This window comes from Paraburkholderia diazotrophica (assembly GCF_900108945.1).
In the GTDB taxonomy this organism is placed as follows: Bacteria; Pseudomonadota; Gammaproteobacteria; order Burkholderiales; family Burkholderiaceae; genus Paraburkholderia; species Paraburkholderia diazotrophica.
This window is the reverse complement of sequence record NZ_FNYE01000001.1, coordinates 525,532-539,827: the sequence shown is the minus strand read 5'-3', so window position 1 is coordinate 539,827 and position 14,296 is coordinate 525,532. Positions and strand designations below refer to the sequence as shown.

Sequence of the window (14,296 nt, the reverse complement as noted above, 5' to 3'; positions counted from 1 at the left end):
GATGGCGAATCGGAGCGCCCTTAGTGTGAACGGTCCAGACGCTTGCCGAGGATGACGAGATCGCGCTCGACGCCATCCAGCACCGCGACGCGCGGCAGCGTGCCCCACGCGGTAAAGCCGAACGATTGGAAAAGCCGCACGCTCGGCTCATTGTGGCCGAACACGAAACCGAGCACCGTATCGATGCCGAGTTTCGGCGCCGCTTCCAGCGAAGCTGCAAGCAGTTTCTTGCCCAAGCCCTTGCCGCGCGCCGCTTCGTGCAGATAAATGCTGACCTCGGACGTGCGCTGATAGGCTGGACGGCCGTAGAAATCAGAAAAGCTCAGCCATCCGATGATGCGCCCCTGGTCCTCGACCACCCACAGCGGACGCTTCTCGGGGCCATGCGCATCGAACCACGCGCGGCGGCTGTCGATGCTGACGGGCTCGAGATCGGCCGTGACCTGCCGCGACGGCACGGTCGAGTTGTAAATGGCGACGATTTCGGGCAGATCGTCGAGCGTGGCGTCGCGGTACTGAAAGGTCATGTCGATGTCGTTCAATGAAATGGGACAGGAAGCACGGCGAAACGGCAGGCGCGCGCCGCTCCGTGCGGGCTACACGAACAGGTCGCGATAGCCGAGAAACAGTTCCTCGAACACGAGCCGCGCGTTGAGCGGATGGTTTTCGACGGCTCGCTGCCGTGTGACCGTCCGCATAAAACGCGCGAATGCGTGCGCATCGGCCAGCGACGCGCAGCGCGCGAGCGCCGACGCAGCCGCCGGGAAATAGCGCGGCGTGCCCGCCGTGGCCTGCGCGAGCAGGTCGTACATCCAGCGCTGCAGCCAGCCGAGCACGAGCGGCACAGGCAGCTTCTGCAGCGTCTCGCCGCAGGCGAACGCATCGCAGTCCGGACCGGCCGCCAGTTGCTTCAGCGTCCAGTCGCGCAGCGGCCGGCTTTCGTCGCTCGCCAGCGCGAGCGCCGTCAGTGGCGCGCCGCCCACTTCCGCGAGCAGGCCCAGCGCATCGTCGATGCCCTGCGCCGCAAGCCAGGCCGTGGCGGCTTCGGGCGAAGGCGTCGTCATCGGCCACTGACGGCAGCGGCTAATGATGGTCGGCAGCAGCCTGTCGATGCGCGCCGACACCATCAGGAACACGACGCCCGCCGGCGGCTCTTCGAGCGTCTTGAGCAGCGCATTGGCGGCGGCGACATTCAGCGCCTCCGCGGGGTACAGCACGACGACGCGCATGCCGCCGCGATGCGAGCCCACGCCACAAAAGTCCAGCAGCGCCCGCACCTGTTCGATCTTGATCTCTTTGCTCGGCGTACGCGTTTTCTTGCCGCCGTCGTCGGCGTCCGCCTTGTCGGCTTTCTCCGCTTTTTCATCGCCCGCGGCGTTGACGAAGCCCGCTTCGGCGGCAAGGGCCTCGGGTAGCACGATCCGGTAGTCCGGATGATTGCCCTGGCTGAACCAGTTGCACGCCGCGCACTTGCCGCACGGCTCGCCGTTCGGCAACGCCGATTCGCACAGCAGCCCCTGCGCAAGATGCTGGGCAAAGCGCAGCTTGCCGATTCCGGCCTGCCCATGGAGCAGCAACGCATGCGGCCAGTGGGCGCGCAGCTGCTGCAGGCGGTTCCAGTCGTCGGTTTGCCACGGATAAATCATTGTCTTTTGATTCAATGGGTTGAAGAGATTTTCTCACGTGTTGACCCAACATCTCTGCAGGCCATACGTACGCTTATAATGCTTTTAAATCATAACGGTGCAATCAACTTCTCAAGTTGTTTCTGAATATCGGAGATGCTGCGCGTCGAGTTGATGATAGCGAATCGATAAGGCGCTTCCTCGGCGCGGCGCAGATATTCGGCGCGGGTGCGGGTAAAGAACGCGTGCGATTCGCTCTCGAAGCGATCCGGCGCGCGCGCCGCGCTGCGGCGTTCGCTGGCCGTATCGGGCGGCACGTCGAACAGTACCGTCAGGTCCGGCTGAAAGCCGCCCTGCACCCAGCGTTCGAGCGTCTCCAGCTTGTCGCGCGGCAGGCCGCGCCCGCCGCCCTGGTACGCGAATGTCGCATCGGTGAAGCGGTCGGACAGCACCCAGTCGCCGCGCGCCAGCGCCGGCTCGATCACCTGGGCGAGATGTTCGCGGCGCGCGGCGAACATCAGCAGCGCCTCGGTTTCGAGGTCCATCGGCTGATGCAGCAGGATGTCGCGCAGCGTTTCGCCGAGCTTCGTGCCGCCCGGCTCGCGCGTCATGACGACGGCGCGGCCCGTTGCCGCAACCTTCTGCTCCAGCCGGTCGCGGAACCAGCCGAGATGCGTGGTCTTGCCCGCGCCGTCGATGCCCTCGAACGTGATGAATTTGCCCCGCGCCATCATTGCCCTCGAATGTATTTGTCGACGGCCTTGTTGTGATCGCCGAGTGTGTCAGAAAAAATGCTGCTGCCGTCGCCGCGCGAGACGAAATACAGCGCGCTGGTCGGCGCGGGGTTGAGCGCGGCCTGCAGCGACGCGACGCCCGGCAGCGCGATCGGCGAAGGCGGCAGGCCCATCCGCGTGTAGGTATTGTAGGGAGTGTCCGTCTGCAGATCCTTTTTGCGCAGATGGCCCGTGTAGCTGTCGCCCATTCCGTAGATGACGGTCGGGTCGGTCTGCAGCGGCATGCCCGCGCGCAGACGGTTCGCGAACACGCCCGCGACCATCGCCCGATCGGAGGCCTTGCCCGTTTCCTTTTCGACGATCGACGCCATCGTCAGCGCCTCATACGGCGTCTTGTACGGCAGGCCCGGCGCGCGCCCGGCCCATGCGTCGTCGATGCGCAGCTTCATCAGCCGGTACGCGCGGCGGTAGACGTCGAGATCGCTCGTGTCTTTGTCGAACAGGTAGGTGTCGGGGAAGAACAGCCCTTCGCCCGTGCCCGTCGGCGTTTCCGGCGCGCCGATTGCCTTCAGGATATCGGCGTCGGACATGGTCGCTGTGTCGTGCTTCAACGCCGGATTCGAATCCAGTTCCGAGCGCATGTGCCTGAACGTCCAGCCTTCGATGATCGTCGCGACATACTCGTTGACGTCGCCGCGCGCGATTTTCTGCAGCACTTCGTACGGCGTGATGCCCTGCTTGAACTCGTAGTTGCCCGATTTGAGCGCCGTCTGCAGCCCGAGCACGCGCGTCATGATGACGAAAAGCTCGGGCTCGACGGGCACGCCGCCCCGGTTGAGCTGCGCCGTGACGCTGCGCAGGCTGCTATGCGGCTTGATCGTGACGTCGAGTTGCGGGGTGGCGAGTTGGACGGGTGTGTTGGCCCAGTGATACGCGCCGAAGGCCGCGGCGACGGTCAGCATCGCGAGCACGACGCAAGCGATGAGACATTTCTTCAAAAAGGTCATGCGAAACATGGCAGGAGTGAAGCCAATATAATACTTGCTTGCCTCCGCCAAAGTCAGATTTGACTGTTCACCGAATCCATGAACGTACCGCTCGCAGCTCCCGGCACCGCTGTCCCCGCTTCCGTTTCGCTTCCCGCGTTCCCGCGACCCGCGCGCGACGAGTTCGACGCCGTGCTTTCGCGCGGCGCTTTCATGCCGCTTCCGCAGTTCGGCGTGATCGATACGAAGGGCGACGACGCCGCCTCCTTCCTGCATTCGCAGCTCACCAACGACACACAGCATCTCGACGCGGCCACCGCGCGCCTTGCCGGCTATTGCTCGGCGAAAGGCCGCCTGCTCGCGTCGTTGCTCATGTGGTGCAGCGGCGAGACGATCCGGATGCTGGTATCGAAGGACGTGCAGGCCGCCGTGCAAAAGCGCCTGTCGATGTTCGTGCTGCGCGCGAAAGCGAAACTGTCCGACGCGACGGACGAAACGCTCGCGATCGGCCTCGCCGGTGACGTGCGCGCCGCGCTCTCCGGCGTGTTCGACGCGATTCCCGACGGCGTGCACGTGAAAGTCGACGGCCCGGCAGGCTCACTCGTGCGTGTGCCGGATGCGGCGGGACGCCTGCGCTATGTGTGGGTCGGCCCGATTGCCGAAGTCGAAGCGCGCCTGCCCGCGCTCGAAGCGAAACTCGCGCGCGTGTCGCCTGCCGTGTGGGACTGGCTCGACATCCGTGCCGGCGAACCGCGCATCACGCAGCGCGTGACCGAGCAGTTCGTCCCGCAGATGGTCAACTTCGACGTGCTCGGCGGCGTCAATTTCCGCAAGGGCTGCTATCCAGGCCAGGAAGTGGTCGCGCGCAGCCAGTATCGCGGGACGATCAAGCGGCGCATGGCGCTCGCGAACGTCGCGGGCGAAACGGAAAACGTCGTGCCGGGCGCCGAGCTCTTCCATTCGGACGATCCCGGCCAGCCGTGCGGGATGCTCGTCAATACGGCGGCGGCGCCCGACGGCGGCGTCGATGCGCTCGTCGAGATCAAGCTCGCCGCGCTCGAAAACGGCACCGTGCATCTGGGCTCGGCGGACGGTCCGGCGCTCGCTTTCCTGCCGTTGCCTTACGCGCTCCCGGCGGAAATCTGAGCCAAAGCGATACCTGCATGCTCAACGCGCTGCGCCTTTTTGTTCGGGCGCGGCATGGTCCCGCCGTGTTCACGCACTCTCGCTACCTAGACTTTTTCCGATGTGTCTGATCGTGTTCGACTGGCGCCCCGATGCGTCCGACGGTCCGCTATTCACGCTCGTTGCGAATCGCGACGAATTCCTCAAGCGCACAGCCGAGCCGATGCACTGGTGGGACGATGCGCCCAATCTGCTCGCGGGACGCGATCTCGTCGGCGGCGGCACGTGGCTCGGGATGACACGCGACGGACGCTTCGCCGCGCTCACCAACTATCGCGCGCCAAGCGAAATGCGCGCCGACGCGCCGACGCGTGGCACGCTGGTCAGCAACTGGCTGTCGAATGGCCACGGCATCGAACGCGGCACACCGCCGCTCGACTATCTGCTGCAAGTCGCGCAAGACGGCGACATGTATAACGGCTTCAATCTGCTGGTGGGCGACTGGAAGCGGCGCGAACTGGCCTGGTACTGCAACCGCTCGCCCGCCGAGCCGACGCTGCTCGCGCCGGGCACGCACGGCATCTCGAACGCGGTGCTCGACACGCCGTGGCCGAAGCTCGTGCACAAGCGCGCCGAACTCACACAAGTGCTCGCCGGTGATGCGCGCGCACCGCTCGCGACGCTGGTCGGCCTGATGCGCGATCCGCACGTCGCGCGCGACGACGAACTGCCGGCGACGGGCATTTCGCTCGAGCGTGAACGCGCGCTGTCGGCGGCCTTCATCGATACGCCCGACTACGGCACGCGAGGCACCACGGCGTTGCGGGTGCTCGCACAAAACGCGCGCCTCAGCGTGTCGGCGCTCGAACGCAGCGACGACAACGGTTCGCACCGCGTGGTGCGTCCCGGCGATTACGAGCGTTCCTTCACGTTCGATATTGCGTAGCGCAACGCCGCGCCAGAAAACACGCGCCCTATTCGACGCCGAACGCTGCGCGCAATGCCGCCGCGGCGTCCGCATGCGCGCGGGCGACGTCGGGCACGTAGCCGCCCATCTTGAAGAACTCGTGGATCATGCCCGCGTAGCACTTGAACGCGACGGCATTGCCCGCTGCGCGCAGCTTGTGCGCATAGGCCTCGCCTTCGTCGCTCAGCGGATCGTACTCGGCCGTTGCAATCCACGCGGGCGCCACGCGATGAAAATCCGGCGCGCCGCGCGTGCCGTCGAGCGGCGCGAAACGCCAGTCATGGCGATCGTCGTCGTTGCGCAGGTATTGCTCGAAGAACCATTGAATCGTGTCGCCGGACAGCAGGTAGCCGTCCGCGAGGCGTTCGTGCGAATCGGTCTGCTGGTGGCCCGTCGTGCCGGGATAGATCAGCAGTTGCAGCGCGAGCTCGATATCCGCGTCTCGCGCAAGCACGGCGCAGACGGTGGCGAGCGTGCCGCCCGCGCTATCGCCGCCGACGGCGATGCGGCGCGCGTCGATGCCATAGAGCGCCGCGTTCTCATGCAGCCACTTGAGCGCGTCGAACGAATCGTCGACGGCCGTCGGGAACTTGTGCTCGGGCGCGAGCCGGTAATCGACCGACATCACGACGCACTGCGCGTCGCGCGCGAACATCCGGCAGATCGCATCGTGCGTGTTCACGCTGCCGACCGTGAAGCCGCCGCCGTGATAGTAGACGAGCGCGGGCGCGGGATTTGCCCACTGAGGCTCGGCGGGATGATAGAGACGCACGCGGATCGGCACGCCGTCGCGCATGGGCACGTCGATGTCTTCGACGGAAAACATCGGCGCAGCGGGCACTTCGAGTATCGGCGCGCTCTTTTCGTATGATGCGCGCGCTTCCTGCGCGCTCAGGTCATGATACGCGGGGCGCTTTGCGCGCGCGATCATGTCGAGCACCTGCTCGATCTTCGGGTTCAACGGCATGTTCTGTCGGCGGCGCACACGCGCCCGTCGGTTGAGTGAGCGCCGTATGATGCCACGTGATGCCACGAAGCACTTACGTTACCCATGCCAGCGATGCGCGCGCTAACGGGCTTCCTTCACCTCGGGCTTCAGCGATAACGGGTCGGTCGGATTGCGCTGCTGCTCGATATCCTCGTGGCGCAACCGCACGGTCGCGAGAATGGCGGGATGCGTGAGGATATAGAAGCGCCGCTCGGCGATCGCGTCGAACGTCAGGTTCGCGACATCCGCCGCGCTCAGCTTGCCGGAACGCACGGCGCGCTGTAGCTGCTTGTCGGCGGCGAGTTGCGAGCGAGTCGGTTGCGCGCCGTTGCGCAGCGATTCTGGACGCGAGCGCTCGGCGTCCGCGATGCCTGTCGGCACGAACGCCGGACACAGCAGCGAGCAACTGACCTCGCCGCCCGCGTTCCGCAAGTCGTGATACAGCGTCTCCGTCAGCGACACGACCGCATGCTTCGACGCATTGTAGATGCCCATCGACGGCGGCGACAGCAAGCCCGCCACCGACGCCGTATTGACGATATGCGCGGGCTCGTTCTGCGCGAGCATGATCGGCGTAAAGACGCGCACGCCATGCGCGACACCCATTACGTTGACGCCGAACACCCACGCCCAGTCGTTCGCCGAGCTTTCCCACAGGAAGCCGCCCGCGCCGACGCCCGCGTTGTTGAAGAGCAGATGGACCTTGCCGAAGGCCGCGAGCGCGGCATCCGCCAACGCCTGAACCTGCGCGCCATCAGAGACGTCCGTGCGCACGCCGACGACTTCCGCTCCCGACGCGCGCAGCGCGTCGACCGTTTGCGCGAGCGCGCCTGCATCGACATCCGCGAGCGCGAGCTTCATGCCGAGCGACGCGCCCTTTTCCGCGAACGCGCGGCCAAAGCCGCTCGCCGCGCCGGTGATAACGGCAGCCTTGCCGTCGAACTGGAACATGCAGACTCCCTTAGTGGACCAATGCGCGCAGTCAGTATCTGACGACGCCCCTCTCAAATCAGCTTGACGAGCTGCTTGCCGAAGTTGCGCCCCTTCAGCATGCCGAGAAACGCTTCGGGCGCATTCTCCAGACCGTGCGCGATCGACTCGCGATAGTGCAGCTTCTTTTGCGCGACGAGCGTGCCCAGCTCCTTCAGCGCAGCGGGCCATACATCCAGGTGTTCGGTGATGATGAAGCCCTGCACGAGCAGACGCTGCGTGAGGATCAACGACGGATGCTTGAGCGGCACGGGCGCACCGTCATAACCGGCAATATACCCACACACTGCGATGCGGCCGAACGCGTTCATCCGCGCGAGCGTCGCGTCGAGCCCGTCGCCGCCGACGTTCTCGAAGCAGCCGTCGACGCCGTTAGGCGTCGACGCCTTCAGGTCCTCGTATAGGTTGCCCGCCTTGTAGTCGACGCACGCATCGAAGCCGAGCGTCTCGACGACATAGCGGCATTTCTCCGCGCCGCCCGCAATGCCGACTGCGCGCGCGCCCGCGAGCTTCGCCAGTTGCCCGACGACGCTGCCGACGGCCCCGCTCGCCGCGCTGACGACGACCGTCTCGCCCGCCTTCGGCGCGATGATCCTGTTGAGCCCGTACCAGCCCGTCGCGCCCGGCATGCCGACAGGTCCGAGATACGCGGATAGCGGTACGTGTGTGTCGTCGACCTTCTGCAAGCCCTTGCCGTCCGACGTGCCGAACTCCTGCCAGCCGAACATGCCGATCACCTTGTCGCCGGGCTTGAACGCCGCGTTCTTCGACTCGATCACTTCGCCCGCCGTGCCGCCGATCATCACCTCGTTCAACGGCTGCGGCGGCGCGTACGACTTCGCGTCGTTCATGCGGCCGCGCATGTACGGATCGAGCGACAGGTAGTGATTGCGCACGCGCACTTCGCCGTCGGCGAGCGGCGCGAGCGGCGCTTCGACGAGCTTGAAATTGTCTGCAGATGCCGCGCCCTGCGGACGCGACACGAGGAGGATCTGACGATTGACTTCGGCCATGACGGTTGTCTCCGTAAATTGTTCGGTCATCGATGAAAGCGCCGGGCCGCGCGTTCAGCCGTCGCTGGGACCGGGTCTCGCGGATGGATCGCTGCGCAGCCGCTGCTGCCTGACCTCGCGGCCGACGGCAAGCCGCCGCATGTACTTGAATGTGCCGAGCGCCTTCGCGACGAAGTGGCCTTCGCTGTCGCGAATCTCGCCTTCGCAATAGGCCATCGTGGTCGAGCGGTGCAGCACGCGGGCCGTTGCGCGCAACTCGTCGCTGCCGGGCTGCATGAAGTTCACTTTCATTTCGACGGTCACGACGCCGATGCCATCTGCGGCGAGACTGCGCGCGGCCATCGCCAGCGCGCAATCGGCAAGCGTCATCGTGATGCCGCCGTGCGCGACGGCCCATGTGTTCAGATGCTCGGGGCGCAGCGTCAGCACGACTTCGCTCGTACCGTCCGTTGCCGACACGAGCTGCGCGCCGAGATGATCGATGAATGGACTTTCGATCACCATGTGATTGGGTTGATGGGTCATCGGTATTCAAATTTCATAGTCGACTGCCTCGCGCGATTCGCGGATGGGCGCGAGAAAACTCTTCACGAGCTGGTGCACGGGATGAACCTGATAGGCGTCGAGGGCCGCCTTGTCCGTGAAGTCGCAGACGAGCACGATGTCACAGGTCGAAGCAAGGCCTGGCGTCGCGATGCCTACATCGAGACGCACGATGCCCGGCACGGCATCGCGGCATGCTTCGAGTTTTTCCTTCAGCTGCAGCGCGTTCTGTTCGCGCGTCGCGCCTTCTGCCGCTTTGAGCTTCCACATCACGATATGACGAATCAAGGGTTCACCTTTGCTGTTGACTGTGCGATGACTGCGCATGCCCGGTATGCGTTGCATCATAGACGCGTCGTCAGATGATACGCGCACTGTGCGCATGCATGGATCGGGCTGCGCGGCATAGGACAAAAGTACATCGGCGCTTGCAATTGGCTCCTTCGGACGCGCCGCGTCGCCTATACTTTTCTGGCAGTCAGCCCGGCCGTGCGCGGCATCCGCAAGGCAGTCGCAACGCAGTCGCACAGCAGTCGAAAACAGCGCGCAACGCGAAACCGGGCGTCAACGATCCGCGGCCTTTCCTCTCCCGAGCACCCATCCTCTCGTACTGTGGCCGCCTTGTCTTCCTTGCTCTTTGCGTCTTTATGCACGCATAGAAAACGGCCCGCGCGCCGTGCCGCGTTCGTTCGTCCGTGCGTCGCGAACGACGTCACGGCACGCGCGCGGCAGTTCCACTTTCCCATCACGAGGACAACATGGCCACTTACATCATGCTAGCCAACTGGACCGATCAGGGCGTACGCACCGCGAAAGACACGGTCAACCGGGCGCGCGCATTCCGCGAAATCAGCAAGGCGATGGGCGTAACGATCGGCACCGTGAACTGGACGCTGGGCGCGTACGACGTGGTGATCTCGTTCGACTCGCCCGACGACGAAACCACGACCCGCCTCGGCCTTGCGCTCGCTGCGCAGGGCAACGTCCGCACGGCGACGATGCGCGCGTTCGGCGAAGAGGAGATGGAACGAATCGTCGGCGGATTGAAGTAGACGCGCGACACGACCGGCAGAAGGCGCGGCGCCCAAGGCCATCGACCGATGTGCGGGCGCTGCGCCGCCAAATACGCCGGAGCATGGCGTTCTACTGTTGACGTCTACTTTTTTGACGCCTGCTATTCGCATCGGTCGCACAGACTGCGCTCAGATTCGCGCGCGCGGCAGATGCCATCCATGCGTGGCCGCGACGACGCGCAACACGAAGCACGCGACGCCGCCCATCACGCCCGCCATCGCAGGCGAAAGACCCATGCGACGTCCGATCAACACGACAACCGCGCCGAAGAACGCAGCCGTAGCATAGATATCGGCGACGAGGACGGACGGGATGCGCGCGAGCAGCACGTCCCTGATCACACCGCCGCCGACGCCCGTCACTGCGCCCATCAGCGCCGCCACGAACGGCCGGATTCCGAACAGGATCGCCTTCTCGACGCCTGCGACGGCGAACAGCGCCAGCCCCGCCGCGTCGAGCACCATGAGCCAGGACGCGGGAAAGCCTTCGGCGTCGGAATGAAAAAGGAAAGTGAGCAGGCCGGCGACGAAGGTCAGCGCCGGATAGCGCCAGTCGCGAATCGCATTGGGCGGGCTCGCGCCGATCAGCAGATCGCGCGTCACGCCGCCGCCCAGCGACGCGACGAATGCGATCACCATCACGCCGAGCAGATCGAGGCCGCTGTGCATCGCCGCGACCGCGCCCTCGATCGCGAAGATGAACGTGCCGAGAAGATCGGCGGCGAGGACAATGGTTTCCATTTTTGGTTTCATGCAGATCGTTGCAATCGGGACGAGCCGGGCGGCATCGCGAAACGCGCGGTGATGGCGTCGTTCATGCGCGCCGCCTTCTGCGCGAAACAGGTCGGCGCGAAACAGGTCGGCGCGAAACAGGTCGGCGCGAAACAGGTCGGCGCAAAACAAGGCGCGCGACGGGCGGCGCGATTGTCTCATCGCGGCGGGAATCGGAAAAGCGGGGGCACTGGGGCGCGTTGGTTCGCTCGCCGCCTCACTCGCCGTTGCGCTCGCTCGGGCGCGCCGTCCGTCGTGCGCCCCGCTAGAATTCATCCGATGCACGCCGTTTCGCGTGCTTCCTTGATGAGGTGCATGACCATGGCCATTCAGCGCGTCTGGCGCTCCCTTCGCGTGTTGTTCTTCGTCGTTGCCATGCTGTCGGTGGCCGGTTGCGCGGGCATGTTCGGCCACGATCCGCTGCGCGTGAACGTCGCGGGCATCGAGCCGCTCGCGGGCGAGGGCATGGAAATGCGCTTCAGTCTGAAACTGCGCGTGCAGAACCCGAACGACGCGCCCATCGACTACAACGGCGTTTCCGTCGAACTCGATCTGAACGGCAAGCCATTCGCGAGCGGCGTCAGCGATCAGGCCGGCAGCGTGCCGCGTTTCGGCGAAACAGTGATCAGCGTGCCGTTGACGGTGCCCGCGTTTGCCGCCGTGCGTCAGGCGTTCGCCTTCGCCGACAGCGCACAGACGGGCAACCTGCCCTATGTGCTGCGCGGACGCCTCGCGGGCGGCATCACGGGCGGCACGCGCTTCATCGATCAGGGCACGCTGTCGCTGCCGATGGGCAATATGAGCGGGCTGTAGCTGTCGCGGCGGGTTCGTGCCCGGCCGCTGCGGCGACGTCATGTGCGGCGCGTTCGCCGTTGATCAGGCGGCGTGAACGCGCCGGGATTGGCGGCCGATGAGTGCGCTTCGGTGCCGCGAGACGCTCAGTGGTTCGTGATGGGCGGGCCTTGTCCCGGCGTCGCGCCTGACGGCCTCTGCGCATTGTGTTCCCCTTGCCCCGCTGGCGGCCCGGTTGGACGCGCCACCGCCGGGCCGGGTGGCGGCCCCGACGGATGCCCGCCGCCCTGGGCAGGCGGCGGCCCTTGTGGACGCCCACCACCCTGCACGGGCGGCGGACCCGCCGGACCTCCTCCCTGCATCTGCGGCTGCTGAGGCCGGGGTCCACCGCCCTGCATCGGCGGTTGCCCCGGTCGTGGCCCACCACCCTGCATCTGAGGCTGCCCGGGTTGCGGCCGACCGCCTTGCATCGGAGGTGGTGGAGCGGCACCTTGCGGCGGCCCCGCCCGATGTCCGTGTTCGGCACCGAGCGGCTGCGGACCTTGCTCGGGCGGTGGCGGCTGATTCGGCGATGCCGGCGGCGGCCGGTTCGCGCCCTGCGGCGGAGGCGGCGGCCGGTGTGGCGGCGGCGGATGATGTTCCCAGCGCGAACGGTCCGGATACCACGGGCGCTCGCGATAGTAATGGCCCCAGTAGGTGCCCAGCGAGAACGTGACGAGGGGCAGACCGATGACTTCGCCGTAGTTCATCACGGGGACGCTGCTGCCCTGATACGGATACGTCAGATAGCCGCCGTAGACCCAGCCGCGCGCGTCCGCAATCTCGACATCGCACCACGTATAGCCGCTGACGCAGCCGTAGACGGTCACGGGCTGTCCCGATGGCAGTTGCGCGACGACGGGATAGTCCTGCGCCGGTCCCGCGTACAGATAGACGGTCTCGTTCGTGTAAGCCTGCGATTGCGCCGACGCAGCACCCGATGCGACCGACAGCGCCACCGTCTGCACAACGGCGACGCAAGCAACCCGCATTCGCATGATTTCCTCCTGTCGACCAGAGTTGGCGCTTTAGCGCCTTACTCTGGTCCCATGCAAAGCTATCGACCAGAGTTGGCGCTTCAGCGCACTACCCGATCCCATGCAAAGTTGGAGCCTCAGCACCGTACTCTGTTCCCATGCAACGCCGTTTGCAGCGAACTTCGCTGCCCGTCTTCGATGATGGTGGTCGAAGCCATCGCCATGCGTGCATTCCAGACCCGTTTAAACCGGGAGCGTGTCGACGTTCGCGAGCGAATCCTGTGCCTGCCGCCGCGTCGTCGTTGTCATCGGCATGCGTTGCACGAACATCGGATCAATCGCCGCGTCGAACGTACGATCAATCGCCGCATCATCAACGCACGCAAAAAACGCCGACAACAAAAAGCCCGCGTGCTTTCACACGCGGGCTTCCACCAGCCGATGCCAACGCGATCAGGCGATTTCGAACAATCCCGCCGCGCCCTGGCCGCCGCCGATGCACATCGTCACCACGACGAACTTCGCGCCGCGCCGCTTGCCTTCGATCAGCGCATGGCCCGTCAGGCGCGCGCCCGACACGCCATACGGATGCCCGACGGCAATCGCGCCGCCGTTGACGTTCAGGCGTTCGTTCGGAATACCGAGCTTGTCGCGGCAATACAGCACCTGCACGGCGAACGCTTCGTTCAGCTCCCACAGACCGATATCGTCGACCTTGAGTCCCGCCTGCTTCAGCAGTTTCGGCACGGCGAATACAGGGCCGATGCCCATTTCGTCCGGTTCGCAGCCCGCGACCGCGAAGCCGCGGAAGATGCCCAACGGCTGCAGCCCTTCGCGCTCGGCGACCTTCGCGTTCATCACCACGCACGCCGACGCGCCGTCCGAAAACTGGCTCGCGTTGCCCGCCGTGATCACGCCGCCCGGCACCGCCGTGCGGATCTTCGACACGCCTTCGAGCGTCGTATCTGCGCGGATGCCTTCGTCGGCGGCGATCGTCACTTCCTTCGTGAACATGCGCCCGCTCGCCTTGTCGGCGACACCCGCGAGCACCGTCATCGGGACGATCTCATCGTTGAAGCGCCCTGCTTCCTGCGCCGCCGCCGCGCGCTGCTGCGACTGCACGCCGTATTCGTCCTGACGCTCCTTCGAAATCGAATAGCGTTTCGCGACGGTTTCGGCCGTCTGCAGCATCGGCCAGTAGATCTCCGGCTTGTGTTCCATCAACCAGCCTTCACGCAGCATGTGCAGATTCATTTCGTTTTGCACGCACGAGATCGACTCGACGCCGCCCGCGACGAACACATCGCCCTCGCCGACCATCACGCGCTGCGCGGCCAACGCGATCGTCTGCAGCCCCGACGAGCAGAAGCGGTTGACGGTCATGCCCGGCACCGTCACGGGCAGCCCCGCGCGCAGCGCGATCTGCCGCGCGATGTTCGAGCCCGTCGCGCCTTCGGGGTTCGCGCAGCCCATGATCACGTCCTCGACGCGCGCCGGGTCGATCTTCGCGCGTTCGACGGCGGCCTGCGTCGCGTGTCCGCCAAGCGTCGCGCCATGTGTCATGTTGAACGCGCCGCGCCACGATTTGGCAAGACCCGTGCGGGCAGTCGATACGATTACGGCATCAGTCATCTACGTCTCCAGCTTTCCAAAGAATATGTGAGGTTCGCTTT

At 65.6% G+C, this 14,296-nt stretch carries 16 protein-coding genes; 4 read left to right on the top strand and 12 right to left on the bottom strand.

The annotated features are described in order from the left end of the window. Positions 1–20: 20 nt before the first annotated feature. From BMW76_RS02525 to mltG, 4 genes are all read right to left on the bottom strand, one after another. Positions 21–527: a GNAT family N-acetyltransferase gene (locus BMW76_RS02525; RefSeq protein WP_090862317.1), complete on the bottom strand. Its 507-nt coding sequence runs from the start codon at positions 525–527 to the stop codon at positions 21–23. A gap of 69 nt (positions 528–596) precedes the next feature. Then, a complete protein-coding gene (locus BMW76_RS02520; RefSeq protein ID WP_090862314.1) occupies positions 597–1,646 on the bottom strand; it encodes a DNA polymerase III subunit delta' in 1,050 nt (349 codons plus the stop codon). A gap of 89 nt (positions 1,647–1,735) precedes the next feature. Beyond that, a complete protein-coding gene (gene tmk / locus BMW76_RS02515; RefSeq protein ID WP_090862311.1) occupies positions 1,736–2,356 on the bottom strand; it encodes a dTMP kinase in 621 nt (206 codons plus the stop codon). Beyond that, positions 2,356–3,366, bottom strand: a complete 1,011-nt coding sequence (mltG, locus tag BMW76_RS02510; protein ID WP_090862567.1) for an endolytic transglycosylase MltG — start codon at positions 3,364–3,366, stop codon at positions 2,356–2,358. The genes tmk and mltG overlap by 1 nt, the downstream gene beginning before the upstream one ends. Positions 3,367–3,444: 78 nt before the next feature. Here mltG and ygfZ point away from each other — a divergent pair, with 78 nt between their 5' ends. Both ygfZ and BMW76_RS02500 read left to right on the top strand, forming a co-directional pair. Then, the gene (gene ygfZ / locus BMW76_RS02505; RefSeq protein WP_090862308.1) at positions 3,445–4,491 is read left to right on the top strand and encodes a CAF17-like 4Fe-4S cluster assembly/insertion protein YgfZ; all 1,047 of its coding nucleotides are present in this window, start codon (positions 3,445–3,447) and stop codon (positions 4,489–4,491) included. Positions 4,492–4,591: 100 nt separating this feature from the next. Next, on the top strand, positions 4,592–5,416 hold the full coding sequence (locus BMW76_RS02500; protein WP_090862305.1) for an NRDE family protein: 825 nt from the start codon (positions 4,592–4,594) through the stop codon (positions 5,414–5,416). Positions 5,417–5,444: 28 nt separating this feature from the next. Here the strand turns inward: BMW76_RS02500 and BMW76_RS02495 are convergent, their stop codons facing one another. From BMW76_RS02495 to BMW76_RS02475, 5 genes are all read right to left on the bottom strand, one after another. Further along, positions 5,445–6,404 (bottom strand): alpha/beta hydrolase, encoded by a 960-nt coding sequence (locus BMW76_RS02495; protein WP_090862302.1) that lies wholly within the window; start codon positions 6,402–6,404, stop codon positions 5,445–5,447. 102 nt (positions 6,405–6,506) lie between these two features. Next, the gene (locus BMW76_RS02490) at positions 6,507–7,376 is read right to left on the bottom strand and encodes an SDR family oxidoreductase (protein ID WP_090862299.1); all 870 of its coding nucleotides are present in this window, start codon (positions 7,374–7,376) and stop codon (positions 6,507–6,509) included. A 53-nt stretch (positions 7,377–7,429) separates the two neighbouring features. Beyond that, positions 7,430–8,428, bottom strand: coding sequence for an NADP-dependent oxidoreductase (locus tag BMW76_RS02485; protein ID WP_090862295.1), 999 nt, complete (start codon positions 8,426–8,428; stop codon positions 7,430–7,432). A gap of 54 nt (positions 8,429–8,482) precedes the next feature. Next, on the bottom strand, positions 8,483–8,953 hold the full coding sequence (locus BMW76_RS02480) for a PaaI family thioesterase (protein WP_090862292.1): 471 nt from the start codon (positions 8,951–8,953) through the stop codon (positions 8,483–8,485). A 6-nt stretch (positions 8,954–8,959) separates the two neighbouring features. Further along, positions 8,960–9,259 carry a Dabb family protein gene (locus BMW76_RS02475; RefSeq protein ID WP_090862564.1) on the bottom strand — a complete coding sequence of 100 codons (300 nt, stop codon included), beginning with the start codon at positions 9,257–9,259 and terminating at the stop codon, positions 8,960–8,962. A gap of 470 nt (positions 9,260–9,729) precedes the next feature. Here BMW76_RS02475 and BMW76_RS02470 point away from each other — a divergent pair, with 470 nt between their 5' ends. After that, positions 9,730–10,023, top strand: a complete 294-nt coding sequence (locus tag BMW76_RS02470; protein WP_090862289.1) for a GYD domain-containing protein — start codon at positions 9,730–9,732, stop codon at positions 10,021–10,023. Positions 10,024–10,173: 150 nt separating this feature from the next. Here BMW76_RS02470 and BMW76_RS02465 read toward each other — a convergent pair whose 3' ends face one another. Next, on the bottom strand, positions 10,174–10,797 hold the full coding sequence (locus BMW76_RS02465) for a trimeric intracellular cation channel family protein (protein ID WP_090862561.1): 624 nt from the start codon (positions 10,795–10,797) through the stop codon (positions 10,174–10,176). A gap of 339 nt (positions 10,798–11,136) precedes the next feature. Between BMW76_RS02465 and BMW76_RS02460 the strand changes: the two genes are divergently transcribed. Further along, on the top strand, positions 11,137–11,628 hold the full coding sequence (locus tag BMW76_RS02460; RefSeq protein WP_090862286.1) for an LEA type 2 family protein: 492 nt from the start codon (positions 11,137–11,139) through the stop codon (positions 11,626–11,628). A gap of 125 nt (positions 11,629–11,753) precedes the next feature. On the opposite strand, the gene BMW76_RS02455 is transcribed toward BMW76_RS02460, so the two are convergent. Next, positions 11,754–12,644: an SH3 domain-containing protein gene (locus BMW76_RS02455; protein WP_090862283.1), complete on the bottom strand. Its 891-nt coding sequence runs from the start codon at positions 12,642–12,644 to the stop codon at positions 11,754–11,756. Positions 12,645–13,076: 432 nt separating this feature from the next. Then, positions 13,077–14,255, bottom strand: coding sequence for an acetyl-CoA C-acyltransferase (locus tag BMW76_RS02450; RefSeq protein WP_090862281.1), 1,179 nt, complete (start codon positions 14,253–14,255; stop codon positions 13,077–13,079). Positions 14,256–14,296: the final 41 nt, after the last annotated feature.

Bases quoted from the DNA above. Each gene is read 5' to 3' on its own strand.
- BMW76_RS02525 (WP_090862317.1), bottom strand. From the start codon at position 527: ATGACCTTTCAGTACCGCGACGCCACGCTCGACGATCTGCCCGAAATC.
- BMW76_RS02520 (WP_090862314.1), bottom strand. From the start codon at position 1,646: ATGATTTATCCGTGGCAAACCGACGACTGGAACCGCCTGCAGCAGCTG.
- tmk (WP_090862311.1), bottom strand. From the start codon at position 2,356: ATGGCGCGGGGCAAATTCATCACGTTCGAGGGCATCGACGGCGCGGGC.
- mltG (WP_090862567.1), bottom strand. From the start codon at position 3,366: ATGACCTTTTTGAAGAAATGTCTCATCGCTTGCGTCGTGCTCGCGATG.
- ygfZ (WP_090862308.1), top strand. From the start codon at position 3,445: ATGAACGTACCGCTCGCAGCTCCCGGCACCGCTGTCCCCGCTTCCGTT.
- BMW76_RS02500 (WP_090862305.1), top strand. From the start codon at position 4,592: ATGTGTCTGATCGTGTTCGACTGGCGCCCCGATGCGTCCGACGGTCCG.
- BMW76_RS02495 (WP_090862302.1), bottom strand. From the start codon at position 6,404: ATGCCGTTGAACCCGAAGATCGAGCAGGTGCTCGACATGATCGCGCGC.
- BMW76_RS02490 (WP_090862299.1), bottom strand. From the start codon at position 7,376: ATGTTCCAGTTCGACGGCAAGGCTGCCGTTATCACCGGCGCGGCGAGC.
- BMW76_RS02485 (WP_090862295.1), bottom strand. From the start codon at position 8,428: ATGGCCGAAGTCAATCGTCAGATCCTCCTCGTGTCGCGTCCGCAGGGC.
- BMW76_RS02480 (WP_090862292.1), bottom strand. From the start codon at position 8,953: ATGACCCATCAACCCAATCACATGGTGATCGAAAGTCCATTCATCGAT.
- BMW76_RS02470 (WP_090862289.1), top strand. From the start codon at position 9,730: ATGGCCACTTACATCATGCTAGCCAACTGGACCGATCAGGGCGTACGC.
- BMW76_RS02465 (WP_090862561.1), bottom strand. From the start codon at position 10,797: ATGAAACCAAAAATGGAAACCATTGTCCTCGCCGCCGATCTTCTCGGC.
- BMW76_RS02460 (WP_090862286.1), top strand. From the start codon at position 11,137: ATGGCCATTCAGCGCGTCTGGCGCTCCCTTCGCGTGTTGTTCTTCGTC.
- BMW76_RS02455 (WP_090862283.1), bottom strand. From the start codon at position 12,644: ATGCGAATGCGGGTTGCTTGCGTCGCCGTTGTGCAGACGGTGGCGCTG.
- BMW76_RS02450 (WP_090862281.1), bottom strand. From the start codon at position 14,255: ATGACTGATGCCGTAATCGTATCGACTGCCCGCACGGGTCTTGCCAAA.